The following is a 25424-nucleotide window of genomic DNA, read 5'->3' as shown; positions in this document are numbered from 1 at the left end:
AGGGGGGCCGTGTCAGCCCTTGGTGCTGCCGGCGCTGATCCCGGCGATGATGTGCCGCTGGAAGACGAGGAACAGCGCGACCATCGGAATGCTGGCGATCACCATCGCGGCGACCAGCACGGTCAGCTGGATGTTCTGCGAGAGCTGGACGAGGGCCACGCTGATCGGCTGTTTGTCGGTGTCGGAGAAGACCATCAGCGGCCAGAGGAAGTCCTGCCACACGGCGACCAGCGCGAAGATCGAGACTACGCCGAGGACCGGCCGGGACATGGGCAGCACCACCGACCACAGGATGCGCAGCCGTCCGGCGCCGTCGATCTCGGCGGCCTCCAGCACGTCCCGCGGGAGCTGGTCGAAGAACCGTTTGAGGAGGTAGAGGTTGAAGGCGTTGGCGACGGCCGGCAGCCAGATCGCGAGGGGGTCGTTGAGCAGGCTCGTGTGGATCAGGGGGAGGTCGGCGACGGTCAGGTACTTCGGTACGACCAGGGCCTGGGCCGGGACCATGAGGGTGGCGAGGATGCCGCCGAGGATCACCTTGCCGAAGGCGGGTCTCAGCTTGGACAGGGCGTAGGCGGCGGCCGTGCAGAACACCAGTTGGAACGCCCAGGCCCCGGCGGCCTGCACCACCGTGTTCCCCAGGTGCTGCGGGAGCTGCATCAGGTCCCAGGCGTCGGTGAAGCCGCCGAGGTGCCAGTGCTTCGGCAGCGGGGTGGGCGGGGTCCGGGCGATCTCGTCCGGTGACTTCATCGCGCCGGTCGCCATCCAGTAGACCGGGAAGAGGAAAGCGAGCGCGAAGAGCAGGACGACACCGGTGAACACGGTCCAGTAGGCGGCCTTGCCGCGCGGGCGGGCCAGGACGGCCGGGGAGATCAGGGTCCGGGTGCTCATGCGTCCCCCTCGGAGCGGGTGAGCCGCAGATAGACGGCGGAGAACGCGCCGAGCAGCGCCAGGAGCATCACGCTGAGCGCGCAGGCCCCGCCGAAGTCGTTGTAGAGGAAGGCGTACTTGTAGATCAGGTAGAGGACGGTGACCGTGGCGTTCTCCGGGCCGCCGCCCGTGATGACGAACGGCTCCGTGAACACCTGCATGGTGGCGATGACCTGAAGGAGCATCAGCATGAGGATGACGAACCTGGTCTGCGGGACCGTTACGTGCCGCACGCGTTGGAGGAGGTTCGCGCCGTCCAGTTCGGCGGCCTCGTACAGCTCGCCGGGGATGGACTGGAGCGCGGCCAGGTAGATCAGGACGGTGCCGCCCATGTTGGCCCAGGTCGCCACGATCACCAGGGAGAGCAGGGCGGTGTCGGCGCCGTTGGTCCAGTTCGAGGTGGGCAGGTGCAGGAAGCGCAGCGCCTCGTTGGCGAGGCCGGCTCCGGGATCGTAGAACCACTTCCAGAGCAGGGCGCTGACCACCGGAGGGATCATCACCGGCAGGTAGACCACGACCCGGAAGAAGGCCTTGGCGTGGCGGAGTTCGTTGAGGACCAGGGCGAGGACGAACGGGACGGCGAAGCCGATGAGCAGGGCCAGCAGCGTGAAGGTGAGCGTGTTGCGCCAGGCCGCCGTGAACTCCGGGTCGTGCAGGACGCGGGTGAAGTTGGCCGTGCCGACCCACTCGGGCTCGGCGCCCGGCGTGTACTTCTGGAAGGCGATCACGACCGCGCGGATCGCCGGGTACCAGGAGAACAGAGCGAAGCAGACGAGGCCACCCAGGAGGAATCCGTAGGCGTGGAGCTGGTCGCGCAGTCGCCGCCGCCTCCGGTCCCCCGCCGGGGGCGGCGCCGGAAGGGGGCTCACGGCGACCGCCGGGGCGGGTCGCCGCGCTGCCGTCTTCGTCATCGCCGTCAGCTCCGGGCCAGGATGCCGTCGATCTTGCCGGAGGCGTCCTTCAGGAGCTGGTCGATGTTCGCGTCCTTCTTGGTGAGGACGGCGGAGACGACACCGTCGAGGACGGAGTAGATCTGCTGGGCGTTGGGCGGCTCTATCTCGAGCTGGAGGTTCTTGTTGCCGTCGAGGAAGGCCTGGTAGTTCTCCACCGGGACGTTCGCGTTGGCCTTCTTGACCTCCTGGTCCTTGGCGTCGGCGGCGCCGGTGAACAGGCGCGGCTCGGGCAGGCCGACCGGGCCGTCGTTCTTCTTGGCGCGGGCGTAGTCGCCGAGGAAGCCGGCGCCCGGGGTGAGGAACATGTGGTCGAGCCACTTGAGGCCGGCGCGGATCTGGTCGGGCGTGGCCTTCTTGTTGAACATGTAGCCGTCGCCGCCGATGAGCGTGCCCTTGCCGCCGGGCATCGGGGCGAGGGCCAGGTCCTTGTAGTCGCCGCCCTTCTCCTTGACCAGGATCGGGATGTTGTCGGGGGCGGAGAGGTACATGCCGAGCTTGCCCGAACCCATCATCTGCTGCACGTCGTTGATGACGAGGAGCTGCTTGCTGCCCATCGAGTCGTCGGTCCACCGCATGTCGTGCAGGTTCTGGAGCACGGCGTGGCCCTCGGGGGTGTCCACGGTGGCCTTCTTGCCGTCGGCGTCGACGACGTCGCCGCCCTGCGAGTACAGCTCGGCGGTGAAGTGCCAGCCGCCCTGGTTCTGGGCGCTGTAGTCGGCGTAGCCGACGGTGCCGCCGCCGAGCGCGGCGATCTTCTTGGCGGCGGCGCGGACCTCCTCCCAGCTGGCCGGAGGCTTGTCGGGGTCGAGGCCCGCCTTCTCGAAGAGCTTGCGGTTGTAGATCAGGCCCATCGAGTAGCCGGTGCGCGGGATGCCGTAGATCTTGCCGTCGACGGTGTAGATGTCGCGCAGCTGCTGCTGGATGGTGTCGTAGCTCTTCAACTCCTTGACGTACGGGGTGAGGTCGGCGGCCTGGTTGATGTCCACGACGTGCTTGGCGTCGGTGAAGTAGGTGTAGAAGACGTCCTCCATCTGGCCGCCGGCCAGCTTGGCGTCGAACGTCTTCGGGTCCTGGCAGGGGAAGGCGTCGTGCGCGACGACGTCGATGTCCGGGTTCCGCTTCTCGAAGGAGGCGATGTCCTCCTCGAAGAACTTCCGGTCGACCTTGGCGCTCTTGGGCGGCTCGCAGTTGACGGTGATGCGGGTCTTGCCGCCGGACGACTCGTCGTCGGACGACCCGCAGGCCGTGGCGACGAGGGCAAGGGAGGAACAGACGCCGATCGCCACAAAGGTGCGGCGGAAGCCGGTGCTTGACATCGGTGGACCCCTCTGGACAGGAGCTGTGGGCGCCGCACACTCAAGCACCGGCGACAGAGCTTCGCAAGATGTCGCGCAGAATCTGTAATTATTCGACAGTAGAGAGGATCTACTGGATCTCAGGCACGCGGTGCTTGCGCTGTGGAGCCGCGGACCACCAGTTCCGGCTCGAACAGCAGCTCGTCGGCCGGTACGGAGGTGCCGCCGATCTGCGCGTTGAGCAGTTCGACCGCGGCCTTGCCCATCGACTCGATGGGCTGGCGTTCGGTGGTGAGCGGCGGTTCCGTGCAGTTCATCAGCGCGGAGTCGTCGTAGCCCACGACGGAGATCTGGGCGGGCACGTCGAGTCCCTTGCGGCGGACGGCCCGTACGACGCCGAGCGCGAGCGGGTCGCTGGCGCAGATGAAGCCGGTCACCCCGCGGTCGATCAGCTTGGCCCCGGCCGCGTGGCCGCCCTCGATGGAGAAGATCGCCCGTGCCACGAACTCGTCGGGCAGCTCGCCCGCGAGGGTGCGGGCCGCGGCCAGCTTCCGGGCCGACGGCATGTGGTCCTTCGGACCGAGCACCAGACCGATCCGCTCGTGCCCCAGGGAGGCGAGATGGCGCCAGGCCTGTTCCACGGCGACCGCGTCGTCGCAGGACACCGCGGGGAATCCGAGGTCCGCTATGGCCGCGTTGACCAGCACCACGGGGATGTTGCGCTCGGCGAGCCGCCGGTAGTGGTCGTGCGGCGCGTCCGCCTGGGCGTACAGGCCGCCGGCGAACACGACGCCGGACACCTGCTGCTGCAGCAGCAGCTCCACGTAGTCCGCCTCGGAGACCCCGCCCTTGGTCTGGGTGCACAGAACCGGGGTGAGCCCGAGCTGGGCCAGCGCCCCGCCGATGGCCTCCGCGAAGGCCGGGAAGATCGGGTTCTGCAGCTCGGGCAGGACCAGGCCCACCAACCGGGCCCGCTCGCCGCGCAACTGCGTCGGCCGCTCGTACCCGAGCACGTCCAGCGCGGAGAGCACCGCCTGCCGGGTGGCGTCGGACACGCCGGGCTTGCCGTTGAGCACCCGGCTGACCGTGGCCTGACTGACCCCGACCTTCTTCGCCACTTCCGCAAGTCGTCGTGTCATGCACGCAAGCGTAGCGCAAGAAACGCAAGCTGCTTGCGTAAAGGGAGGGGCGGCGCTCAGACCTAGAGCCTGCTCTCCGTCGCCGTGTCCGAGGACAGGCGTTGGGCGACGTAGATCGGGAGGACCGAGAGGAGGACCAGGACGGCCGCCACGACGTTCACCACGGGAGCCTGCTGGGGCCGGGTCATGTTGTTGAAGATCCAGATGGGCAGGGTCTCGACACCGGGCCCCGCGGTGAAGGTGGTGACCACGATCTCGTCGAAGGACAGGGCGAAGGCGAGCAGACCGCCGGCGAACAGCGCCGAGCGCACCAGCGGGAAGGTGACGTCGGCGAAGGCGCGGAAGGTGTTCGCCCCGAGGTCCATCGCCGCCTCCTCGTACGAGCCGGAGGTGCGGCGCAGCCGGGCCACGACGTTGTTGAAGACCACCACGACACAGAAGGTGGCGTGTCCGACGACGACGGTGAACAGGCCGAGGCCGACGCCGAGCGGCCGGAGCACCGTGGAGAAGGCGGAGTTCAGGGCGATGCCGGTGACGATGCCGGGCAGCGCGATCGGCAGCACCACCAGGAAGGACAGGGTGTCACGGCCGAGGAAGCGGTGCCGGGCCACCGCGAAGGCGATGAGCGTGCCGAGGACCAGGGCGATCGCGGTGGCCCCCAGGCCCGCCTTCACCGAGACCCAGACGGCGCCGCGCGCCCCCGAGTTGTCCCAGGCCACCGACCACCAGTGCAGGGTCAGTCCGGGCGGCGGCCAACTGGCGCTGCGGTCCGGGTTGAGTGAGTTGACGAGGACCAGCAGGAGCGGGACGTAGATCACCGCGAACCCGAAGGCGGCGGCGACGCGCAGCGCGACGCGCGCGCCACGGGAGAGCTGCATGACGTGGTACACCCCCCTGGGAAGGCTGCCGTGGACGGTCAGAGGCTGCTGAGGGCGCCCGTGCGCCGCATCGCCAGCAGATAGAGCACGATGACGACGACGGGCACCGTGCCGAGCGCGGCGGCCATGGGCAGGTTGAGTTCGATGTTGGAGTAGACGAGATTGCCGATCAGCTGGGTCTTGCCGCCGACGATCTGCACGGTGATGTAGTCGCCGAGGCTGAGCGAGAAGGTGAAGACGGACCCGGCGGCGACCGCGGGCAGCACCATCGGCAGCACCACCGACCGGAAGGTGCGCCACGGGCGCGCCCCGAGGTCGGCGGAGGCGTCGAGCAGGTTGGCCGGCAACTGCTCGAGAGCGGTGTGGATCGGCAGGATCATGTACGGCAGCCACAGGTAGGTCAGGGTGAGGAGGGCGGCCGGCAGGCCGAAGCCGGGGCCGCTCAGCCCGAACGGCTTCAGCATCCAGTCGGCGAGCCCTCCCTGAGACAGGATCAGCCGCCAGGCGTACACCTTGACCAGGTAACTCGCCCACAGCGGCGTGAGGATGGCGACGACGAGCAGCGGCCGCCACCGGGGCCGGGCGACGCGTGCGGTGCAGAAGGCGAGCGGGAAGGCGATCAGCGCGCACAGGGCGGTGACCGCGAGGGCCAAGCCGACGCTGCGCAGGATCACCTGGTGGAAGACGGACGTCGTGAGCAGGGCGCGGAAGTTGTCCAGCGACCAGACCTTGACGACCTCGGAGGTGAAGGAGTTCGTCGTCCAGAAGGCGGAGAGGAACAGCACGGTCAGCGAGCCGAGGTACAGCACGGCCAGCCACAGCAGCGGGGCGGTCAGCAGCAGGGTCAGGCGCAGCCGGGGGCGGCGGTGAAGTATCCCCGCCAGCCGCCGGACGCCGGCCCCCCGGCCCTGTCGTCCGGCGGACCGGGCGATGACGGTCATGGTTCAGCCCTTGATCTCGGTCCAGGCCTGCACCCACTTGGCGTACGGAACGCAGGTGACGTCCGTACGGCCGTCCAGGCACTGCGGAATCGGCGTGTTCCAGAAGGCGACCCGCTTCCAGTAGCCGGTGTCGGCCGCGTGGTAGGTGGCGCAGAAGCCCTTGTCGCTGGTCTGCTCGCAGGCCTTGGCGTTGGCGGGGGCCTCGCCGAAGTACTCGGCCACCTGGGCGTTGACCTTCGGGGAGACGATCCAGTCCAGCCACTTGTAGGCGCAGTTGGGGTGCTTGGCCTTGGCGGAGACCATCCAGGTGTCGGACCACCCGGTCGCGCCCTCCTTCGGCACGAACGCCTTGACCTTGGCGCCCTCGGAGGCGGCGAGGTTCACGATGACCTGCCAGGTGGTGCCGACCAGGGAGTCCCCGCTCTTGAACGCGGAGATCTCCTTGAGGTAGTCGCCCCAGTACTCGCCGATGTCGGCGTTCTGCTTCTTCAGCAGGGCGACGGCGGCGTCGAACTGCTTCTGGTCGAGCGCGTACGGGTCCTTGATCTTCAACTCGGGCCTGGTGGCCTTGAGATACAGGGCGGCGTCGGCGATGTAGATGGGCGAGTCGTAGGCGGTGACGTGACCCTTGTACCGTGCCGCGTCGTCGAAGACGGCGGACCAGGAGGTGGGCGCCGGCCGTACCTTGTCGGTGTTGTACATCAGCAGGTTGGCGCCGCGGCCGTGCGGGATGCCGTAGGCCTTGCCCTTGACGGAGTTCCAGGCCTGCATCTTCAGGTCGTCGAAGACGTCCTTGTAGTTCGGTACGAGGTCGGTGTTGACCGGGACGGCGTCGCCGGAGGCGATCAGGCGCAGGGAGGCGTCACCGGAAGCGGAGACGGTGTCGTACTCCCCCGTCTTCATCAGCTTGACCATCTCGTCGGAGCTGGCCGCGACCTTGGAGTGGACCTGGCAGCCGGTCTGCTTCTCGAAGCCGCTGACCCAGTCGGCCCCGGGGTCGTTGGAGCCGTCCTCGACGTAGCCGGCCCAGGCGATCACGTTGACCCGGCCCTCGGTCTTGCCGAGTTGTGACTGCGCCTTGAGGTCGGGAGGGTTGAGTCCGGTGGCGGAGGTGTCGCTCCCCGAGCCGGAGGAGCCGCATGCGGTGGCGGCGAGCAGCAGCGTGAGGGCGGCCGCCGTCTGGAGGGTTCGGGTCAGGCGCACGACGTACTCCATGGGTGAGGGGGACGGTGGTGCTTGTTCAGAGGGCGTCGGGGACCTGGACGGCGTGGCGGCTGTGCCATGCCAGCCGTACGCGGGTGCCGCGGTAGGCGGCGACGTCCTCGGCGGAGGTCTCCAGGTTCTGCTGGAGCGCGGTGAGGCGGCCGCCGGTGTCGAGGTCGACCAGGAGTCGGGTGGAGTCGCCCAGGTAGACGACGTCGGCGACGGTGCCGGTGACGGTCGCCTGGCCGGGCTCGTCGGCGTCGGCGGACTCCTTCAGGACGCGGATCTTCTCGGGCCTGATGCTGTGGGTTCCGGGAACGCCGAGGATCCGCCGGGCCGACTCGCCCTCGAGCAGGTTGGAGGTGCCGACGAACGAGGCGACGAATCCGGTCGCCGGGCGTTCGTAGATCTCGGCCGGGGTGCCGACCTGTTCGATGCGGCCCTGGTGGAAGACGGCGATGCGGTCGCTCATCGTCAGGGCCTCCTCCTGGTCGTGGGTGACGAACACGAAGGTGATGCCGACCTCGCGCTGGAGCGCCTTGAGTTCGACCTGCATCTGCTCGCGCAGCTTGAGGTCGAGGGCGCCGAGCGGTTCGTCGAGCAGCAGGACGCGGGGGCGGCCGACCAGGGCGCGGGCGAGGGCGACGCGCTGGCGCTGGCCGCCGGAGAGCCCAGCCGGGCGCCGTCCGCCGTAGCCTTCGAGGCGCACCTCGGCAAGGGCCTTGCGGGCGCGGGCGAGCCGTTCCGCCTTCGGTACTTTGCGGATCTTCAGGCCGTAGGCGACGTTCTGCTCGACGGTCATGTGCGGGAAGAGGGCGTAGTCCTGGAAGACGGTGTGGACGTCCCGTTCGAAGGGAGCGAGGCCGGTGACCTCCTGGCCGGCGAGTTCCACGCGGCCCGCGTCGGGGGTCTCGAAGCCGGCGATCAGGCGCAGGACGGTGGTCTTGCCCGAGCCGGAGGGGCCGAGCATCGAGAAGAACTCCCCGTCCCGGATCTCCAGGTCGACCCCGGCCACGGCGGCCGTCTCCCCGAACGTCCTGCGCAGGCCCTCCAGCCGGACGGCAACTCCCTCCATGCGGAACCTCTCTGACGCTTCCGAACGTTGAGCTGAAACCTATGAAGTCATAGTTCAAAGCTCAAGACCGCCTCTGGGTAAAACTTGGGTCAACTGGCAAGGTGGTGGCCGTGAAGCAGGGACACGTCGAGAACCGGGCCGGCAGTCCGCACGGGACGGTGGACGCGGGTGAGGCCGGTGCCCGCAGGGCCGTCTTCGCACCGGTGGAGTGCCGGGCGCGGGTGGACACGGTGGTGCGCAGGATCGGCGACGCCATCGAACTCGGGCTGCTCGCCGAGGGGGAACAACTGCCCGGCGAGAGCGAACTGGCCGGACAGCTCGGCGTGTCCACGGTGACCCTGCGGGAGGCGCTGATGGCGTTGCGGCAGCAGGGTCTGGTCGTCACCCGGCGGGGGCGCGGCGGGGGCAGCTTCGTCTCGCTGCCCGAACTACCGGGCGAGGAACGGCTGAGGACCCGGCTGCGCGGCTGGAGCACGGAGGAACTGCGCGACCTCAGCGACCACTGGGCCGCGCTGTCGGGGGCGGCGGCCGCACTGGCGGCCGAGCGCACCGAACCCGGCGATCTCGGCGGACTGCTGCGCACCGTCCAGGAGTTGGTGGGGGCCTCAGACACGGCGACCCGCAGCCGGGTCTACGGCCGGTTCCATGTGGAGCTGGCGGCGGCCGCGCAGTCCGCCCGGCTCACCCGGGAGCAGATCGCGCTCCAGACGGAGGTCGGCGCACTGCTGTGCCTGGTGTTCGGCGACGACGAATATCGTGAAGAAGTCGCAGATCGTCATCGCGCCGTCGTCTCCGCCGTGCAGGATGGGGCCCGTGATCCGGCCCGTGCGCTGGCGGAGCGGTGCGTCCGGGATTCTGCGGCGCGACTCATCGCCGTGCGGATGGGCCTCTGACGACGCGGCGCGCGGCCCTGCCCGCTGGAGGACGCCATGAGCACGAGCCGCGCAGGTGCCGGGGCGGCGACCGCGACGCGCGAGGTGTGCGCCGGGGAGCTCGTCGCCGCGCGGGTGGGCCGCACCCTGGAGGCGGTCTTCGACGCGGTCGCCGGGATCCGCGCCGAGGCGGCGGATCTGCTGGCGCGGGTGGTCGCGGAGGGCCGCGCGCCGGTGAGCGCCGACCTCGCCGCGCTGCGGCCCGGGCTGCATCTGCGGCTGGGCCGCGAGGAGCTCGTGTCGGGGGCGGGTTTCGTCGCCGCGCCGGGGCTGCTGGCCGACGTGCCGGCCTGGCTGGAGTGGTGGCAGTGCACCGCGCGGGGGGACGTACGACCGCTGCTGCTCGACCTGGATCCGCGGCAGTCGGCGTACTCGGACTACACCCACTGGGATTGGTTCGCCCTGCCCCGCGACACCGGGCTGCGGGCCGTGGCCGGGCCCTACGTGGACTACTTGTGCTCCGACGAGTACAGCCTGACCCTGTCCGCGCCGGTCCAGGCGGCGGGCCGGTTCGCGGGGGTGGCCGCGGCCGACGTGTATCTACGGCACTTCGAGGCGGCCGTGCTGCCCCTGCTGCGCGAACTGCCGTGCCCCGCCCACCTGGTGAACGCCCGCGGCCGCGTGGCGGCCTCCGCCGACCCGTCCCACCTGGCCGGCTCCCTGACCCGGGGCCCGGACTTCTCCGCGGCACTGGACCGGGGCCGCCCCGTGACGCATGCCGGAAAACGGCTGATTCCGTGCCGGGGCGTGCCGCTGATCCTGGTGGTCACGGCCGCGTGACCGCCCGGGAAGCCGGGGCGGCCCGGCGCCGTCGGCGACCTGAACGCCGACGGTGCCGGGTCAGCCCTCCGGGGCCGTGACCACGCTCAGGTGGCCGGCCGGGCGGCGGGCCCGTCCCGGTCCGCGCCGGGCGGGCGCGGGACGGCGGGCCTCGCGAAGCACCAGGGTGAGGCGGGTGTAGCCGAGCTCCTGGAGGGTCGCCGGAGTCTCCTCGATGATGCGGCACTCGGTGGCGCCCCAGCGCGGGTCCGGGTGCAGCAGGGGGCGCACCGCGCCGTCCGACACGACCGCCGTCTCGCCGACCGCGCGGATCCAGTGCGGCAGCCCCTGCCGGTAGGCGGCCTCCATGATGGGGTCCTCGGCGATGTCCTCGAGGATGGCCTGAAGTCCGTGGTCGTGGCCGCTGCGCTCCACCGTGGCGGCGAAGTGCGCCAGCATCGGCAGGCACCAGCGCGACTCGTGCTCGCCGAGGACGGTGGCCGCGTCCGGGTGGAACAGGACGAACCGGAGGAAGTTGTCGCCCGGCATGGCCGTCGGGTGCGGGCCGACGCCGCGGAAGAGTGACGTGAAAGCGCTGTTGGTCAGGACCACGTCCCAGGCCTGGTCGACGACGAGGGACGGGAAGGGGACGGCCTCCAGGAATGTGGTGTAGTCCCGGAGGTAGGCCTGCGCCTCGGAACGAACGGGGACGGACCGCGGCGCAGGCCGCTGCCCTCCTGCCTGATGTGCCATCGGGAGGTCACCCCTCTTGCCTATGCGGCCTTCACGCGGCGCCTTGATCCTGCTTCTCATCCATGAGGCGTGTCAACTATCGTGGCATTCCATGCCGGTTGACGGCTGAAATTGGCCACAGTTGTGGCGAGACCTGGATGCGAGTTCGAACGACCGGTTACCCTCCGGGAAGTTCACGGCACCCCGCCTTTGTGAGAAGCCTGTGAGAGACGTAGGAGATCTGTCGGTGACGGATGGCATCGAGGATCCGGGCGCCACGGCCTCGGCCGCGCTGCCGGCCGTCGTCGCACGCGTCACCGCGCTGGCCGACCGGCTCGGCGTGCCCCAGGCGGAGGTCTTCGACGTCGGCCGCCTCTCCGCGGCCTCCGGCGTGCCGGAGCCCGTGGTCAGAACCCTGCTCAGCGGCCGGTCCGCGGGCGAGCCGGACGTGCAGGCCCGCTTCCTGCAACGGCTCGACCTGCTGCGCCGCACCCGCCTGAAGCCCAACGGACGCCGCTACACACAGCAGGAGATCGCCGACGGCGCGGGCATGTCGCGGCAGCAGGCGGGCGCCCTCATCAACGGCGACCGGCGCCCCACCATGGAGCACTGCGACGCCATCCAGCGCTTCTTCCGGGTGCACGCCGGCTTCCTCACCGCCGAGGATCCCGAGGCCCTCGCGGGGGCCCTCCAGCACACCGAGCAGGAACTGCTCCAGCGGCTCGCCGACCGGGAGCGGGAGGCGGACACGGCCGCCGACGACCCGCTGGAGCGGCTGCTGCAGGACCACGGCGTGCGCGGGATCGCCTGGCGGGCCGCGCAACTGCCCACCGACCAGCACCGCGACAAGGTCGCCGAGTGGCTGGACATGCTTCTGGAGAGCGTCAAGCGGCCCGAGTCGTGATGCCGGGAAGGCGCGTGCGCATCCGCAGGGACATGCGCCGGCTGTGCGCCGAGCTCGTCGGCGAGGTGACGCTGCCGGCGCCGGCCCGGCCCGCCGATCTGTACACCGCGCTGTGCGAGGCGATGAGCCGGCGGCGCGGGCGGCCCGTCCGCTTCCGCACGGCCGCCTTTCCGGCCGGCACCGCCAGCGGGCTGTGGCTCGACATGACCGACCAGGACCTGGTCCTCGTCGAGGAACGCACAGCCCCCGATCACCAGTTGGTGATCCTCGGCCATGAGCTGTGGCACATGCGCGCCGGGCACCACGGCCACCACGTGGACGGTGTCCAGGTGGCCGCGCGCCTGCTCGACGACGGCGCGGATCTCCAGGCGGCCGTGCGTCGGGCCGCCGCGCGCAGCCGGTTCGACCTCGCCGAGGAGGGGGAAGCAGAGAGCTTCGGTCTGCTGCTGGCCAGCAAGTTCCGTACGTGGCTGGCGGGTTCGACCCTGCGCGGAAGGGTGCAGCGCGACCATCTGGCCGGGCGGATCGAGACCTCCCTCGGCTACCTGGGGCGGCGGGTGGAGGGGGACGGCCCGGGCGGAAGCCGGCCCTAGTCGCGGCTCCGAGGGGGGCGTCCTGAGTCGGGTCCGCCTGAGCCGAGGGGGCGTTTCCGAGTCCGCTCCGCCTGAGCCGAGTGGGCGAACCGGCGCGGAGCGCGAGGGCATTGTCAGTGGTGGGCGGCAAGCTGGAGACGCGCCACCGCCGTGCGGAGGCGCCGTGCGCCGTCCGGGCGACCGGGCGGGTGACCGTGTGACGCCGAAACCGGGGAGACCGAGCCATGCCCACCGCCGTGCTGACCGACCACGAACGCACCGCCGTCCAGGCCTATCTCAGGCTCCTGTCCACGGTGCGCGCCGCCTTCGACGACGGCCCGCCGGGCGGCGCCCGCCCCGCGGTGGTCCCGCCCTCCGTGCTCGCCGAGGCTGAGCAGGCGCTGGCGCGGGCGGGCCTGACGGGCAACGAGGAGGAGTTCTTCCGGATCCTGCACCGCTGGTGCCCCGGGCCGTGACCCCGTGCCCCCCTCAGGCGCGCGGGACCGCCACCGCGGTGACCACCAGGCCCTGGACCACGGTCCAGCGGCCCTCGAAGTGGCCGACGCGCCGTCCGTCGACCACGGGCCCCGGGACGAGGAGCCGGGCGCGGAAGCCGCCGTGCAGGGCCGGACCCGCCGGGGTGCCCACCTCGATGTCCGCCTCCTCGAAGTCCAGCCACTCGCGCGTGAGCGGGAACCAGGCCTTGTAGACGGACTCCTTGGCGCTGAAGAGCAGCCGGTCCCAGTGCACACCGGGGTGCAGCGTGGCCAGTTGCGCCAGGCGCCGCTGCTCGGCGGGCAGGGCGATGGTGGCCAGCACGCCGTCGGGCAGCGGGGCGTGGGGTTCGGCGTCGATGCCGAGGGAGGCCAGGTCGGTGGTGCGGACCAGGGCCGCGGCACGGTAGCCGACGCAGTGGGTCATGCTGCCCGTCAGCCCGTCCGGCCAGCGCGGGGCGCCGCGCTCGCCGGGCAGCACGGGCTGCGGCGGCACGCCGAGCTTCTCCATGGCCAGGCGGGCACAGGCACGCACACCGGCGAACTCGCGCCGGCGCTTGTCGACCGCCTGCGCCACCACCGCCTGCTCCTCGGGGTGGAGCGGGGCCTGGTCGGTCCCGTCGTCGCCGTACGCCTCCACGGACACCACCGAGTCCGGCAGCAGGTCCTCGATCACCGGGTTCCGACCTCCAGGGGAAGTATGCGGCGCGGTCGGCCCGGGGGAGCCGAGCGCTTCCGCCATTCTCGGGGGTACCCGACCGACACCTCCTCGAAGCGGACGCCCTCGTGGTGGGTGGTCCGCGGAATGTGGAGGTGGCCGTAGACCATGGCGGCCACGCGGAACCTGCGGTGCCAGTCGGCGGTGCGCCGGGTGCCGCACCACATGGCGAACTCCGGGTACCACAGGACGTCCGTCGGGTGCCGATGGAGCGGGTAGTGGTTGACGAGCACGGTCGGCAGATCGCCGGGGATCTCCGCGAGCCTGCGCTCGGTCTCGGCGACCCGGGCCGCGCACCAGGCCTCGCGGCTCGGATAGGGGTCCGGGTGCAGCAGGAACTCGTCCGAGCAGACCACGCCCGTGCCGTGCGCGTAGGCCAGTCCCTCGTCCTTGGTCGCGCAGCCGGCAGGCAGGAAGGAGTAGTCGTACAGCAGGAACAGCGGTGCCACGGCCACCGGGGCGCCCGGACCGTCCCAGACCGGGTAGGGGTCCTCGGGCGTCGTGACGCCCAGTTCGCGGCACAGCTCGACCAGGTACTCGTACCGGGCGACGCCCCGCAGGGTGACGGTGTCGCTCGGATGGGTCCACAGCTCGTGGTTGCCGGGGGCCCAGACCACCTTGCGGAACCGGCTCGCCAGCGTCTTCAGGGCCCAGCGGATGTCCGCGACGGTCTCCGCCACGTCGCCGGCCACGAGCAGCCAGTCGTCCTCCCGCTCGGGCGCCATCCGCTCGACCAGGGCCCGGTTCTCGCTGTAGCCGATGTGCAGGTCGCTGATGGCGAGCAGCCGCCCGGCCCCACCGGCCTCTTCCGTCACTTCTCGCCCCCTGTCACCCACCTGATGGGCACCACAAGAACACATCCGGCGGCACGGAGACAAGCGCCTCCCGGGCCGGCCGCGGACGCGCACCCGCGGTGGACCGGGCCGTGCCTCCGGGTGGCGCGACGCGCTCTGCGGAGGTCGTATGATCGCCCCAACACCGTCGCCTCAACTCCCTTTCTCGCAGGGCGATTTGGTGTCCCTCCTTCCCCTCTGGCCGGGCTCGGCCCGCTTCGCCGTGCCCGCGACCCCCCGAAAGGCGGCCCGCATGGTCTCCCGCGTACGCGTCTGGCTCAACCGCACGTACGCGGAGAACGTCTTCTTCATGGATCAGCTGCGGAGAAATCCCGCTGACCGGGCCGTCGAGATCCATGCCACGCACGGCGACGCCGACTCGCCCGTGCTGGCCGCCGCCGACACCGCCGTGCTCGAACCGGAAGGCCTTTCCCCGGCCGCCTACGTCGAGTACGCCCTCGACCAGTGCGCGCGGCGCGGCATCGACGTGTTCGTTCCACGGCTGAACCAGACCGCGATCGTGGCGCACCGCGCCGACTTCGCGGCGGTGGGCACCGCGTTGCTCGCGCCGACGCCGGAGGCGGTGGCCGTCTTCGCGGACAAGGCGACGGCGTACGAGGCGGCCCGGTCGATCGGCGTGCCGGTTCCGCCGTGGTGGCGGGTCCGCACGGCCGGCGAACTCATAGCGGCCGTCACGGAGTTGGAGGAGGCCGGGCATCTGGCGTGCTTCAAGCCCGCGGCCGGTGCGGGCGGCGTCGGCTTCCGCGTCATCACGCGCGCGCCCTTCTCGCTGCGGCAGTTGAGCGGCTTCCCCGGCCCGCACGTCCCGCTGGACCTGGTCCTGCGGGCACTGGAACAGGCGGACGGTCCGGTGGACTGGCTGGTGATGCCCCGGCTGGAGCAGCCGGAGGTGTCGGTCGACTGCCTGACCGGGCCGGACAACCGGATCCGGCTGGCCGTGGGACGCACCAAGAACGGCCGCCGCCGCGGCTTCACGCTGCACGAGCAGTGGCTGGAGCCCGCCCGGCGGATCGCGGAGGGCTTCGGGCTGCACTATCTGTCCAACATCCAGTTCCGGATGTACGGCGACCGCCCGGTGCTCCTCGACGTGAACCCGCGCCCGGCGGGCGGACTTCATCAGCTCGCGCAGTGCGGGATCAACGCCCCCTGGGCCGCGGTGCGGTTGGCGCTGGGCGAGGATCCGGGGGTGGTGGCGCCGTCGTTCCTCGGGCAGGACTACACGGTGGTGTCGGGGCCGCGTCCGCTGCGGCCGGAGGCGATGGTCCGGCCGCGGACCGGGATGCCCGCACAGACCGCGGCGGCCCGCACGGGGGCTCCGGCATAGCGGCCCGTCCGGCACTGGCAGGGACCAATCACGGCGTCATCCCTTGACACCCGGATTGGTCCATACCAACTTGGTCTGCGCACCTCCTGCACGGTCCGCTCTGCGGCTCTCTGCACTTCTGCACCTCTGCACCTCTGTGCCTCCCGAACACCCCCATATCTACAGGGAGATAGCGTGCGCGACACACTGAGACGTCCCGGACGTCGGCTTCTCGCCCTGCTCGGTTCCGCGGCCCTGGCGCTCGCCGGGGCCATCGCCCTGCCCGGCACGGCCCACGCGGCCAACATCCTGAACAACCCCGGCTTCGAGTCGGGCGGCCTCTCCCCCTGGACCTGCACCGGCAACCTCGGTTCGGTGGTCTCCTCCCCCGTGCACGGCGGCTCCAAGGCCCTCGCCGGCGCGGTGACGTCGAGCGACACCGCCCAGTGCAGCCAGACCGTCCCGGTCCAGCCGAACACGACGTACAAGCTGAGCGGCTGGGTGCGTGGCTCCTACGTCTACCTCGGCGTGGACGGCGGCGCCTCGACCTGGACCTCGTCCCCGTCGGCGTACAGCCAGCTGACGGTCTCCTTCACCACCGGCGCCGGCCAGACCAGCGCGAACGTCTACGTCCACGGCTGGTACGCGCAGGGCACCTACTACGCCGACGACATCAGCCTGGACGGCCCCGGCGGCGGCGGTGGCGGCGACACCCAGGCGCCGACCGCGCCGACGGGCCTGAGCTCCACCGGCAAGACGTCCTCCAGCGTGTCGCTGAAGTGGAACGCCGCCACGGACAACGTGGGCGTGACGGCGTACGACGTCTACAGCGGCTCCAGTCAGGTGCTGAGCGTCTCCGGTACGACCGCCACGGTGAGCGGCCTGTCGCCGAGCACCTCCTACACCTTCACGGTCAGGGCGCGCGACGCCGCCGGGAACGTCTCGGGGGCCTCCAACGCCGTCACGGTCACCACGGACGCCGGCAGCGGCGGCGGTGGCGGCGGGTTCAAGCAGGCGGCTCCTTATCTGTACGAGGGCTGGGGCAGCCCGCCGAGCCCGACCTCGGTGATGAGCGCGACCGGCATCAAGTGGTTCACGATGGCGTTCGTGCTCGACTCGGGGGGCTGCACGCCGTCCTGGGACGGCCAGCGGCCGCTGACCGGCGGCGTCGACCAGACCGCCATCAATCAGATCCGCTCGGCGGGCGGTGACATCGTCCCGTCGTTCGGCGGCTGGAGCGGCAGCAAGCTCGGCGCCAACTGCTCCTCCGCGAGCGCGCTGGCCGGGGCGATCCAGAAGGTGATCAACGCCTACGGCCTGAAGGCGATCGACATGGACGTCGAGAACTCGGACGAATTCGAGAACGAGGCCGTGCAGGCCAAGATCCTCACCGCGTTGAAGACCGTCAAGGCCAACAACCCCGGTCTGCGGACGATCGTGACCTTCGGCACCTCGACGACCGGCCCGACCTACTACGGCAACCGGCTCATCGAGCAGGCCAAGTCGCTGAACGCGGACATCGACGTCTTCACCATCATGCCGTTCGACTTCGGCGGCGGTGCCAACATGTACGGCAACACGGTGAACGCGGCCGAGGGCCTGAAGGCCAAGCTGAAGTCGACCTTCGGCTGGGACGACGCCACCGCGTACTCCCACATCGGCATCTCCGGCATGAACGGCCTGTCCGACCAGCAGGAGAACACGACTCCGGCCATCTGGACTCAGGTACGTGACTGGGCCAACGGCCACCACATCGCCCGGCTCGCCTTCTGGTCGGTCAACCGCGACCGGCCGTGCCCGGGCGGCGGCGTGGCCGAGAACTGCTCCGGCATCAACCAGAACAACTGGCAGTTCACCTCCATCACCGCGGGCTTCACCGGCTGAGCGGCACCTGACACCCCGTGCGGGAACACGTCCGGAACTTCTTCCGGAAATTTTCCGCCCGGGGTGTATCAGGGTCCGGGCCGTCGACTCTCAAGGGTGGGGGCGACGGGGAAGACGGGGGAACCACGGGGGAACGGGGGGCGGGACGGTCGGTCGCACTACGGGGGAGCGACCGACCGGACCCGCAGGCTATCCGAGGTACGCCAGGCCTGGGTGGACGGCGAGGTAGCCGTCGACGAGGCGGTGGGCCACGTTCACGGAGTCGATCAGCGGGTGCAGCGCGAAGGCCTTCACGGCCGTCGCGCGGGAGCCCGACGCGGCCGCGGCCAGCACCTCGCGCTCGACCGCCTTGACCGCGCAGACCAGCCCGGTCGCGTGCCCGGGCAGCGGGTCCACCGAGACCGGGTGGGCGCCGCTCGCGTCGACCAGGCAGGGCACCTCGATGACGGCCTCGGCGTCCAGCACCGAAAGGGTGCCCCGGTTGCGGACGTTGAGGATCAGTGTGGTGCGCTCGTCGCGGGCGATGGCCCGCATCAGGGCGAGGGCGACCTTCTCGTAGCCGCCGGAGAGGTCGTCGGCCTCCCGGTCCCCCGCGCCCGCCGACTCGCGGTTCTCCGCCATGTAGGTGGCCTCGCGCTCGGCGCGGGTGCGGTTCCAGGCCGGGAGGGCGGCGGCCTCCGGGTCCCGCAACTCCTCGTAGAACCCGGCCTGCTGGTCGCGCAGGAAGGCGCCGCGGGTCTTGCCGGCCCGCTGGTAGGCCCGTACGGCCTCGCGGTTGAAGTAGTAGTAGTGCAGGTACTCGTTGGGGATCGCGCCCAGCGACCGGAGCCAGTCGGCGCCGAAGAGCCTGCCCTCCTCGAAGGAACCGAGCAGTTCGGTGTCGGCGAGCAGGCGCGGGAGTTCGTCCCGGCCGGCCACACGCAGTCCGCGTACCCAGCCGAGGTGGTTGAGGCCGACGTAGTCGATCCATGCCCGCCCCGGGTCGGCGCCGAGCACGCGGGCGATGCGCCGGCCGAGACCCACCGGCGAGTCGCAGATGCCGATCACCCGGTCGCCGAGATGGCGGGCCATGGCCTCGGTGACCAGCCCGGCCGGGTTGGTGAAGTTGATGACCCAGGCGTCGGGCGCGAGGCGGGCCACCCGCCGGGCGATCCCGACGGCGACGGGCACCGTGCGCAGCCCGTAGGCGATGCCGCCCGCGCCCACCGTCTCCTGGCCGAGCACCCCTTCGGCGAGCGCCACCCGCTCGTCCTCCGCGCGTCCCTCCAGGCCGCCGACGCGGATGGCGGAGAACACGAAGTCGGCGCCGCGCAGGGCCTCGTCCAGGTCGGTGGTGGCCCGCACCACCGGCGCGTCCGGCACCCCGGCGGCCTGTTCGGTCAGCACCCTGGTCACCGCCGACAGCCGTCCGGCGTCCAGGTCGTGCAGGACGACCTCGGTGACCCGGCCCTCGGCGCGGTCGGCGAGCAGTGCCCCGTACACCAGCGGCACACGGAATCCGCCGCCGCCCAGAATCGTCAGCCTCACGCCTGCACCCTACGTCCACGCCCGCCGCCGGGGGCGCCGGGCCGGGGCGGGGCGAGGTCGGACGTCCCTTCTGTCGCGGTGAAGCCTTGAACTCCCGTTCCGTGCAAGGACTTTCTTCGTTTTAACTCTTGACGGCGGCGGAACCCGGGGGCACATTGGCCGCGCACACCTCGATGAGAGCGCTCTCAGACCTTCCGCAACGCGCTCGCAGGACCTCCCCGGACGTGTTCGAGCACGGCGTCGAGCACCCCCACTCCGTACCCGAGAGGCACCCCCATGAGTGAATCTTCCGTCGCGCCCGCCGGTGCGCGCCGCAGACGTTCCGTGCGGCGCGCGCTCGTCGCCGCCCTCGGCACGCTCGGTCTGGCGGCGGCCGCCGCCACCGCCGGGACGCTGCCCGCGAACGCCTCCGCCCCCACTCCCCCGTCGGGCTGGACCCAGGTCTTCCTCGACGAGTTCGACGGCCCGGCCGGCACCGGCGTCAACACCGCCAACTGGCAGTACGACACCGGCACTTCCTACCCCGGCGGCGCCGCCAACTGGGGCACCGGCGAGATCGAGACGATGACGTCAAGCACCAGCAACGTCTCCCTCGACGGCAACGGCAACCTGCTCATCACCCCGCGCCGGGACGCCGCCGGCAACTGGACCTCGGGCCGCATCGAGACCAAGCGCACCGACTTCCAGCCCCCGTCCGGCGGCAAGCTGCGCGTGCAGGCCCGCGTCCAGATGCCCAACGTCACCGGCGCCGCCGCCAAGGGGTACTGGCCCGCCTTCTGGATGCTGGGCGCGCCCTTCCGCGGCAACTACTGGAACTGGCCGGGAGTCGGCGAGCTGGACATCATGGAGAACGTCCAGGGACTCAACACCAACTGGGCGACCATGCACTGCGGCACCAACCCGGACGGGCCCTGCAAGGAGACCACGGGCCTCGGCGGTTCGACCTCGTGCCCCGGCGCCACCTGCCAGGCCGGCTTCCACACGTACGCCATGGAGTGGGACAGGTCGACCAGCCCCGAGCAGATCCGCTTCTACGTCGACGACGTCAACTTCCACACCGTGCGATCCACCGATGTGGACGCAACAACCTGGGCCAACGCGACCAACCACGGGTACTTCGTCATCCTGAACGTGGCGATGGGCGGCGGCTTCCCGGGCGCGTTCGGCGGCGGCCCCGACGGCGGCACCCAGCCAGGCCACCCGATGACCGTGGACTACGTCCAGGTGCTCCAGTCCTCCGGCGGTGGGAGCGGTACCACGCCTCCCCCGTCCGGCAACCGGGACGCCTACAGCCCCATCCAGGCCGAGTCCTACGACAGCCAGAGCGGCGTCATCACCGAGGCGACCACCGACGCCGGCGGCGGCCAGAACATCGGTGCCGTCGCGAACGGCGACTGGACCCTCTACAAGGGCGTGAACTTCGGCTCCACCGCGGCCCGGCAGTTCTACGCGCGGGTCGCCAGTGGCGCCGCGCCCGGGGTCAGCGGACTGGTCGAGGTGCGCCTGGACAACCGCGGCAACGCCCCCGTCGGCAGCTTCGCGCTGGCCAACACCGGAGGCTGGCAGTCCTGGAGGACGGTCCCGGCGAACATCAGCCCGGTGACCGGCACGCACGACGTGTACCTCACCTTCAGCAGCGGGCAGCCGGCGGACTTCGTGAACGTCAACTGGTTCGACTTCGGTCACTGACCGGCAAGCGGGCCCGGGCACCGGGCTCCACGCACACGCGTGGGGCCCCGGTGGCGTTCCGTAGGCGGGGCGTGTGGTGGGGCGGGGGGTACGGGGCGGGACCGTGGGCCGGGTCGCGGCCGTGAGCGGGGTCGTGTCGTCGGCGCCCGTGCGTCGCGTGCATGATCCGAACGCGACATGGAAGACGCTCACTGTGAGCGAAGCAGCCGTGACCGCGCCCCGGCCCGTTGCGCGCCGGGTCCCGCCCGAGGGTGCCGCCGCGCACCGGACGCGCCCACTTCGGGCGTCGATCGGGGTGAAGGATCCGCCGTACGAGGACACCCTGTATATGGACGAGCCGGTCGCGCCGTACATGGACGAGCCGGTCGCGCCCGGCACAGTGATCACCCCGCCGGCCGGGGATCTGCGAGGCACCCTGGCAGGGAGACCTGCTGGAGACGGCCACCAGGTCCCCAGACAGCAAGGGAGTTGACGCGGAATGAGCAAGAAGCCCACCGAGGCGGCGGCAGATGCCGCCCGGGCGGCGGACTCCGGCCCACCGGCCGCCCGCGGCCGGGCACCGACCGCAGCCGCGAAGCCCACGACCCCGAGCCCCGGCTCCGGGAAGAACCAGGCGCCGGACGCGGACGCCGATGTCCGGGTGCCAGTGGGGGCAGCCGCCGATTGGGTGAATCCGCTGCGTGACGCCCGGGACCGGCGGCTGCCGCGGATCGCGGGGCCGTCCGGACTCGTGATCTTCGGCGTGACCGGTGACCTGTCCCGCAAGAAACTGATGCCCGCCGTCTACGACCTGGCCAACCGCGGACTGCTGCCCCCGGGCTTCTCCCTGGTCGGCTTCGCCCGGCGGGACTGGGAGGACCAGGACTTCGCGGAAGTGGTGCACGACGCCGTCAGGGAGCACGCGCGTACGCCGTTCCGCGAGGAGGTCTGGCAGCAGCTCTCCGAGGGCATGCGGTTCGTCCCCGGCGACTTCGACGACGACACCGCGTTCAAGCACCTGCGCGCGGCGGTGGAGGACCTGGACTCCTCCCGCGGCACGGGCGGCAACTATGCCTTCTACCTCTCCGTACCGCCGAGGTTCTTCCCCAAGGTCGTGCAGCAGCTCAAGAAGCACGGCCTGGCCGAGGGTCCTCGGGGCGCCTGGCGGCGGGCGGTGATCGAAAAGCCGTTCGGTCACGATCTGGCGAGCGCCCGGGAGCTGAACCGGATCGTGCACGAGGTGTTCGACCCGGAGCAGGTCTTCCGCATCGACCACTACCTGGGCAAGGAGACCGTCCAGAACATCCTGGCGCTCCGCTTCGCCAACCAGATGTACGAGCCGGTCTGGAACCGCTCCTACGTCGACCACGTGCAGATCACCATGGCCGAGGACATCGGCATCGGCGGCCGGGCCGGCTACTACGACGGCATCGGCGCGGCCCGCGACGTCATCCAGAACCACCTTCTGCAGCTGATGGCGCTCACCGCGATGGAGGAACCCATCGCCTTCGACGCCGAGGCGCTGCTGACCGAGAAGCTGAAGGTGCTGAAGTCGGTGCGGCTGCCCGAGGACCTGGGCGCCCACACCGTGCGCGCCCAGTACGCGACGGGCTGGCAGGGCGGCCGTCAGGTCGTCGGCTACCTCCAGGAGGAGGGCATCGACGGGCGGTCGAAGACCGACACGTACGCGGCGCTGCGCCTGGAGATCGACAACCGCCGCTGGGCCGGTGTCCCGTTCTACCTGCGCACCGGAAAGCGCCTGGGCCGCCGGGTCACCGAGATCGCGGTGGTCTTCCAGCGGGCCCCGCACTCGCCCTTCGACTCCACCGCCACCGAGGAGCTGGGCGAGAACGCGATCGTGATCCGCGTCCAGCCGGACGAGGGCATGACGGTCAGGTTCGGCTCCAAGGTGCCGGGCACGTCGATGGAGATCCGGGACGTGACGATGGACTTCGCCTACGGCGAGTCCTTCACGGAGTCCAGCCCTGAGGCGTACGAACGCCTCATCCTTGACGTGCTGCTCGGTGACGCCAACCTGTTCCCGCGCCACCAGGAGGTCGAGGAGTCCTGGAAGATCCTCGATCCGGTGGAGACGTACTGGGACGGCAACGGCAGGCCCGCGCAGTACCCGGCGGGCACCTGGGGTCCGCCGGAAGCCGACGAGATGCTCGCACGAGACGGACGGAGCTGGCGCAGGCCATGAAGATCGACCTGACCGACACCACCGCGGGAGAGATCAACAAGGCGCTGGTGCGGGGCCGCCGCGACATCGGCACACCCGCCGTGGGCATGGTCCTGACGATGGTCATCGTCACGGACGAGGAGAACGCCTACGACTCGCTGAAGGCCGCCGAGGAGGCCTCGCGCGAGCACCCCTCGCGCACCCTGCTCGTCATCAGGCGGCACGCCCGCACCCTGCGCGACCGCACGCACTGCCGGCTGGACGCGGAGGTACGGGTCGGCTCCGAGGCCGGTACCGGCGAGACGGTCGTGCTGCGCACCTACGGCGAGGTGTCCGACCACGCCGACTCGGTGGTGCTGCCGCTGCTGCTGCCGGACGCTCCGGTCGTCGTCTGGTGGCCGGTGGACGCGCCGGAGAACCCCGCGCAGGATCCGCTGGGCAGGCTGGCGCAGCGCAGGATCACCGACCTGTACGCCGTCGATCGCCCGCTGGAGATCCTCCAGGCGCGCGTGCGCACCTACGCCCCCGGCGACACCGACCTCGCCTGGACCCGGCTCACCCCCTGGCGCTCGATGCTGGCCGCGGCCCTGGACCAGGCCCGGATGCGGGTCACCTCGGCGGCCGTGGAGGCCGAGGCGGACAACCCGAGCGCGGAGCTGCTGGCCCGCTGGCTGGAGGCCCGGCTGGGTGTGCGGACGGACCGTGTGGTCTCCGCCGGCCCGGTCGTCACGGCCGTACGGCTGGGCACCGACAACGGGGAGGTCGTCATCGACCGGCCCGAGGGCCCGCTGGCCACGCTGACCCTGCCGGGCCAGCCGCCGCGCACGCTCGCGCTGAAGGTGCGTCCTCTCTCCGAGCTCATCGCCGAGGAGCTGCGCCGCCTCGACGCCGACGAGATGTACGCCGTCGCGCTGCGCGGCGAGGGCGCCAAGGAGACCGTCTGAATGTCCGACATCCAGGAAGTGAGCTGACATGGCATCGATGCAGTTGGGTCTCGTCGGCCTCGGCAAGATGGGCGGCAACATGCGGGAACGCCTCCGCAACGCCGGCCTCACCGTGGTGGGCTACGACCGCAATCCGGACGTGTCCGACGTCAACAGCCTGGTCGAGCTCGTGGACCGGCTCGAGGCACCGCGCACGGTCTGGGTGATGGTGCCGGCCGGCGGCGCCACCCAGGGGGTCATCGACCAGCTGGCGACCCTGCTCAAACCCGGCGACATCGTCGTCGACGGCGGCAACTCCCGGTGGACGGACGACGAGAAGCACGCCAAGCAGTTGCACGCACGGGGCGTCGGCTTCGTCGACGCGGGCGTCTCCGGTGGCGTGTGGGGCCTGGAGAACGGCTACGCGCTGATGGTGGGCGGCGACGAGGAGCACGTCCGGTGGCTGAAGCCGATCTTCGACGCGCTCAAGCCGGAGGGACCGTACGGCTTCGTGCACGCGGGCAAGGTGGGCGCGGGGCACTTCGCGAAGATGGTCCACAACGGCATCGAGTACGCGATGATGCAGGCCTACGCCGAGGGCTGGGAGCTTCTGGAGACCGTGGACTCGGTCACCGACGTGCGCGAGGTGTTCCGCTCCTGGACGCAGGGCACCGTCATCCGCTCCTGGCTCCTTGACCTCGCCGTCGACGCCCTGGACGACGACGAGCACCTGAAGAAGCTGCGCGGCTACGCGGAGGACTCCGGCGAGGGCCGCTGGACGGTGGAGGCCGGCATCGACCACGCCGTGCCGATGCCCGCGATCACCGCCGCCCTCTTCGCCCGCTTCGCGTCCCGCCAGGACGACTCCCCCCAGATGAAGATGGTCGCGGCCCTGCGCAACCAGTTCGGCGGCCACGCGGTGGAAACGGCCGCAGCGGACCAGCCGAAGAAGACCTGATCCGGCCGGCCACCCAGGTCGTGCCCGTCGGCGAGCGATGCGGCGGGGGCGCGCTGGGCCCCCCGCCGGGCGCGCGGACGTCTTGGGGGCCTCCCCGCCAGGCGCCGGGACGTGTTGGGGGGCTCCCGTTCGGGCGTGGGCACGAGCGGGGTGCCCCGCTGAGCGCAGGGCCACGGCGCGTTCGGGGCGCCGTGCCGCCAGGTTCAAGGGTCCGTTCGCCGGCCGGGCCGCCCGGGGCAAGGGCACGGGGGTGCCGACCGCCCAGTCGCACAACCGGGGGTGCCGCACGGCCAGGCGCAGGGGTGCCTTCGGGGCCGTACTGTCGGGCGCCTGGCGGAGGACCGCACGCGGGGATTCGGGACACCGCGCCGCCTGGCGCACAGGCGCCTTCGGTGGCCCCCGGCCGGGCGCACAGCGTCCTCCGGGAAGCCGCGCCCGGCGCCGGTCTTCGGCCCCCGCCCGCGCTCCACCCGCTGACCCGAGCGACCCACGCCTGCCCCACGGGGCGCACGCGCGCATTCGGGACACCGCGCCGCCTGGCGCACAGGCTCCTTCAGCGGCGCCCCGCCGCCGGACGCACAGGCGTCCCCCGGGAAGCCGCGC

At 71.3% G+C, this 25424-nt stretch carries 23 protein-coding genes; 11 read left to right on the top strand and 12 right to left on the bottom strand.

What is annotated here, in order from left to right:
* Positions 1-12 precede the first annotated feature (12 nt).
* From ACF09J_RS12280 to ACF09J_RS12245, 8 genes are all read right to left on the bottom strand, one after another.
* Positions 13-888, bottom strand: coding sequence for a carbohydrate ABC transporter permease (locus ACF09J_RS12280; protein WP_392305318.1), 876 nt, complete (start codon positions 886-888; stop codon positions 13-15).
* Positions 885-1838, bottom strand: a complete 954-nt coding sequence (locus ACF09J_RS12275; protein WP_392305317.1) for a carbohydrate ABC transporter permease — start codon at positions 1836-1838, stop codon at positions 885-887. Before ACF09J_RS12275 ends, ACF09J_RS12280 begins: the two co-directional genes overlap by 4 nt.
* 5 nt (positions 1839-1843) lie before the next feature.
* Positions 1844-3196, bottom strand: a complete 1353-nt coding sequence (locus tag ACF09J_RS12270) for an ABC transporter substrate-binding protein (protein WP_392305316.1) — start codon at positions 3194-3196, stop codon at positions 1844-1846.
* A gap of 119 nt (positions 3197-3315) precedes the next feature.
* Entirely contained in the window at positions 3316-4314 is a 999-nt protein-coding gene (locus ACF09J_RS12265; protein WP_392305315.1) for a LacI family DNA-binding transcriptional regulator, read from the bottom strand.
* A 62-nt stretch (positions 4315-4376) separates the two neighbouring features.
* On the bottom strand, positions 4377-5192 hold the full coding sequence (locus ACF09J_RS12260) for an ABC transporter permease (protein WP_392305314.1): 816 nt from the start codon (positions 5190-5192) through the stop codon (positions 4377-4379).
* Between the two features lie 38 nt (positions 5193-5230).
* Positions 5231-6133 carry an ABC transporter permease gene (locus ACF09J_RS12255; RefSeq protein ID WP_392305313.1) on the bottom strand — a complete coding sequence of 301 codons (903 nt, stop codon included), beginning with the start codon at positions 6131-6133 and terminating at the stop codon, positions 5231-5233.
* Positions 6134-6136: 3 nt separating this feature from the next.
* Positions 6137-7336 carry an ABC transporter substrate-binding protein gene (locus ACF09J_RS12250; RefSeq protein WP_392305312.1) on the bottom strand — a complete coding sequence of 400 codons (1200 nt, stop codon included), beginning with the start codon at positions 7334-7336 and terminating at the stop codon, positions 6137-6139.
* Between the two features lie 37 nt (positions 7337-7373).
* Positions 7374-8411: an ABC transporter ATP-binding protein gene (locus ACF09J_RS12245; protein WP_392305311.1), complete on the bottom strand. Its 1038-nt coding sequence runs from the start codon at positions 8409-8411 to the stop codon at positions 7374-7376.
* 158 nt (positions 8412-8569) lie between these two features.
* On the opposite strand from ACF09J_RS12245, the gene ACF09J_RS12240 reads away from it, so the two are divergent.
* Both ACF09J_RS12240 and ACF09J_RS12235 read left to right on the top strand, forming a co-directional pair.
* Positions 8570-9304, top strand: a complete 735-nt coding sequence (locus tag ACF09J_RS12240) for a FadR/GntR family transcriptional regulator (RefSeq protein WP_392305426.1) — start codon at positions 8570-8572, stop codon at positions 9302-9304.
* Between the two features lie 36 nt (positions 9305-9340).
* Positions 9341-10123, top strand: coding sequence for a cache domain-containing protein (locus ACF09J_RS12235; protein ID WP_392305310.1), 783 nt, complete (start codon positions 9341-9343; stop codon positions 10121-10123).
* Between the two features lie 60 nt (positions 10124-10183).
* Here the strand turns inward: ACF09J_RS12235 and ACF09J_RS12230 are convergent, their stop codons facing one another.
* Entirely contained in the window at positions 10184-10855 is a 672-nt protein-coding gene (locus ACF09J_RS12230) for a hypothetical protein (RefSeq protein WP_392305309.1), read from the bottom strand.
* A gap of 226 nt (positions 10856-11081) precedes the next feature.
* Between ACF09J_RS12230 and ACF09J_RS12225 the strand changes: the two genes are divergently transcribed.
* The 3 genes from ACF09J_RS12225 (at position 11082) to ACF09J_RS12215 (ending at position 12786) form a co-directional block, all read left to right on the top strand.
* A complete protein-coding gene (locus tag ACF09J_RS12225; protein WP_392305308.1) occupies positions 11082-11738 on the top strand; it encodes a helix-turn-helix domain-containing protein in 657 nt (218 codons plus the stop codon).
* Positions 11739-11770: 32 nt separating this feature from the next.
* Positions 11771-12331 (top strand): toxin-antitoxin system, toxin component, encoded by a 561-nt coding sequence (locus ACF09J_RS12220; protein ID WP_392305425.1) that lies wholly within the window; start codon positions 11771-11773, stop codon positions 12329-12331.
* Positions 12332-12555: 224 nt separating this feature from the next.
* On the top strand, positions 12556-12786 hold the full coding sequence (locus ACF09J_RS12215; protein WP_392305307.1) for a hypothetical protein: 231 nt from the start codon (positions 12556-12558) through the stop codon (positions 12784-12786).
* A 13-nt stretch (positions 12787-12799) separates the two neighbouring features.
* Here the strand turns inward: ACF09J_RS12215 and ACF09J_RS12210 are convergent, their stop codons facing one another.
* Both ACF09J_RS12210 and ACF09J_RS12205 read right to left on the bottom strand, forming a co-directional pair.
* The gene (locus tag ACF09J_RS12210) at positions 12800-13480 is read right to left on the bottom strand and encodes a 4'-phosphopantetheinyl transferase (RefSeq protein WP_392305306.1); all 681 of its coding nucleotides are present in this window, start codon (positions 13478-13480) and stop codon (positions 12800-12802) included.
* Entirely contained in the window at positions 13477-14337 is an 861-nt protein-coding gene (locus tag ACF09J_RS12205; RefSeq protein ID WP_392305305.1) for a metallophosphoesterase family protein, read from the bottom strand. Before ACF09J_RS12205 ends, ACF09J_RS12210 begins: the two co-directional genes overlap by 4 nt.
* 271 nt (positions 14338-14608) lie before the next feature.
* Here ACF09J_RS12205 and ACF09J_RS12200 point away from each other — a divergent pair, with 271 nt between their 5' ends.
* Positions 14609-15700 (top strand): ATP-grasp domain-containing protein, encoded by a 1092-nt coding sequence (locus ACF09J_RS12200; protein WP_392305304.1) that lies wholly within the window; start codon positions 14609-14611, stop codon positions 15698-15700.
* Positions 15701-15874: 174 nt separating this feature from the next.
* On the top strand, positions 15875-17563 hold the full coding sequence (locus tag ACF09J_RS12195) for a carbohydrate binding domain-containing protein (protein WP_392305303.1): 1689 nt from the start codon (positions 15875-15877) through the stop codon (positions 17561-17563).
* 189 nt (positions 17564-17752) lie between these two features.
* Here ACF09J_RS12195 and ACF09J_RS12190 read toward each other — a convergent pair whose 3' ends face one another.
* Positions 17753-19090: a 6-phospho-beta-glucosidase gene (locus ACF09J_RS12190; protein WP_392305302.1), complete on the bottom strand. Its 1338-nt coding sequence runs from the start codon at positions 19088-19090 to the stop codon at positions 17753-17755.
* 276 nt (positions 19091-19366) lie between these two features.
* Here ACF09J_RS12190 and ACF09J_RS12185 point away from each other — a divergent pair, with 276 nt between their 5' ends.
* The 4 genes from ACF09J_RS12185 (at position 19367) to gnd (ending at position 24821) form a co-directional block, all read left to right on the top strand.
* Positions 19367-20779: a glycoside hydrolase family 16 protein gene (locus ACF09J_RS12185; protein ID WP_392305301.1), complete on the top strand. Its 1413-nt coding sequence runs from the start codon at positions 19367-19369 to the stop codon at positions 20777-20779.
* 478 nt (positions 20780-21257) lie between these two features.
* Complete coding sequence (gene zwf / locus ACF09J_RS12180) at positions 21258-22961, top strand: glucose-6-phosphate dehydrogenase (protein ID WP_392305300.1); 1704 nt, start codon at positions 21258-21260, stop codon at positions 22959-22961.
* Positions 22958-23884: a glucose-6-phosphate dehydrogenase assembly protein OpcA gene (opcA, locus tag ACF09J_RS12175; protein WP_392305299.1), complete on the top strand. Its 927-nt coding sequence runs from the start codon at positions 22958-22960 to the stop codon at positions 23882-23884. The genes zwf and opcA overlap by 4 nt, the downstream gene beginning before the upstream one ends.
* A gap of 37 nt (positions 23885-23921) precedes the next feature.
* Positions 23922-24821 carry a phosphogluconate dehydrogenase (NAD(+)-dependent, decarboxylating) gene (gnd, locus tag ACF09J_RS12170; RefSeq protein ID WP_392305424.1) on the top strand — a complete coding sequence of 300 codons (900 nt, stop codon included), beginning with the start codon at positions 23922-23924 and terminating at the stop codon, positions 24819-24821.
* Positions 24822-25424: the final 603 nt, after the last annotated feature.

The sequence above is a fragment of the Streptomyces sp. NPDC014889 genome (assembly GCF_043081205.1).
Lineage (GTDB): Bacteria > Actinomycetota > Actinomycetes > Streptomycetales > Streptomycetaceae > Streptomyces.
The sequence above is the reverse complement of the archived record's forward strand: the minus strand, read 5'-3'. Positions and strand labels throughout refer to the sequence as shown.

Coding starts and splice junctions, on each gene's coding strand:
- ACF09J_RS12200 (WP_392305304.1), top strand. CDS start 14,609: ATGGTCTCCCGCGTACGCGTCTGGCTCAACCGCACGTACGCGGAGAAC.
- ACF09J_RS12245 (WP_392305311.1), bottom strand. CDS start 8,411: ATGGAGGGAGTTGCCGTCCGGCTGGAGGGCCTGCGCAGGACGTTCGGG.
- ACF09J_RS12275 (WP_392305317.1), bottom strand. CDS start 1,838: ATGACGAAGACGGCAGCGCGGCGACCCGCCCCGGCGGTCGCCGTGAGC.
- gnd (WP_392305424.1), top strand. CDS start 23,922: ATGCAGTTGGGTCTCGTCGGCCTCGGCAAGATGGGCGGCAACATGCGG.
- ACF09J_RS12270 (WP_392305316.1), bottom strand. CDS start 3,196: ATGTCAAGCACCGGCTTCCGCCGCACCTTTGTGGCGATCGGCGTCTGT.
- zwf (WP_392305300.1), top strand. CDS start 21,258: ATGAGCAAGAAGCCCACCGAGGCGGCGGCAGATGCCGCCCGGGCGGCG.
- ACF09J_RS12220 (WP_392305425.1), top strand. CDS start 11,771: ATGCGCCGGCTGTGCGCCGAGCTCGTCGGCGAGGTGACGCTGCCGGCG.
- ACF09J_RS12215 (WP_392305307.1), top strand. CDS start 12,556: ATGCCCACCGCCGTGCTGACCGACCACGAACGCACCGCCGTCCAGGCC.
- ACF09J_RS12265 (WP_392305315.1), bottom strand. CDS start 4,314: ATGACACGACGACTTGCGGAAGTGGCGAAGAAGGTCGGGGTCAGTCAG.
- ACF09J_RS12260 (WP_392305314.1), bottom strand. CDS start 5,192: ATGCAGCTCTCCCGTGGCGCGCGCGTCGCGCTGCGCGTCGCCGCCGCC.
- ACF09J_RS12235 (WP_392305310.1), top strand. CDS start 9,341: ATGAGCACGAGCCGCGCAGGTGCCGGGGCGGCGACCGCGACGCGCGAG.
- ACF09J_RS12280 (WP_392305318.1), bottom strand. CDS start 888: ATGAGCACCCGGACCCTGATCTCCCCGGCCGTCCTGGCCCGCCCGCGC.
- ACF09J_RS12230 (WP_392305309.1), bottom strand. CDS start 10,855: ATGGCACATCAGGCAGGAGGGCAGCGGCCTGCGCCGCGGTCCGTCCCC.
- opcA (WP_392305299.1), top strand. CDS start 22,958: ATGAAGATCGACCTGACCGACACCACCGCGGGAGAGATCAACAAGGCG.
- ACF09J_RS12255 (WP_392305313.1), bottom strand. CDS start 6,133: ATGACCGTCATCGCCCGGTCCGCCGGACGACAGGGCCGGGGGGCCGGC.
- ACF09J_RS12185 (WP_392305301.1), top strand. CDS start 19,367: ATGAGTGAATCTTCCGTCGCGCCCGCCGGTGCGCGCCGCAGACGTTCC.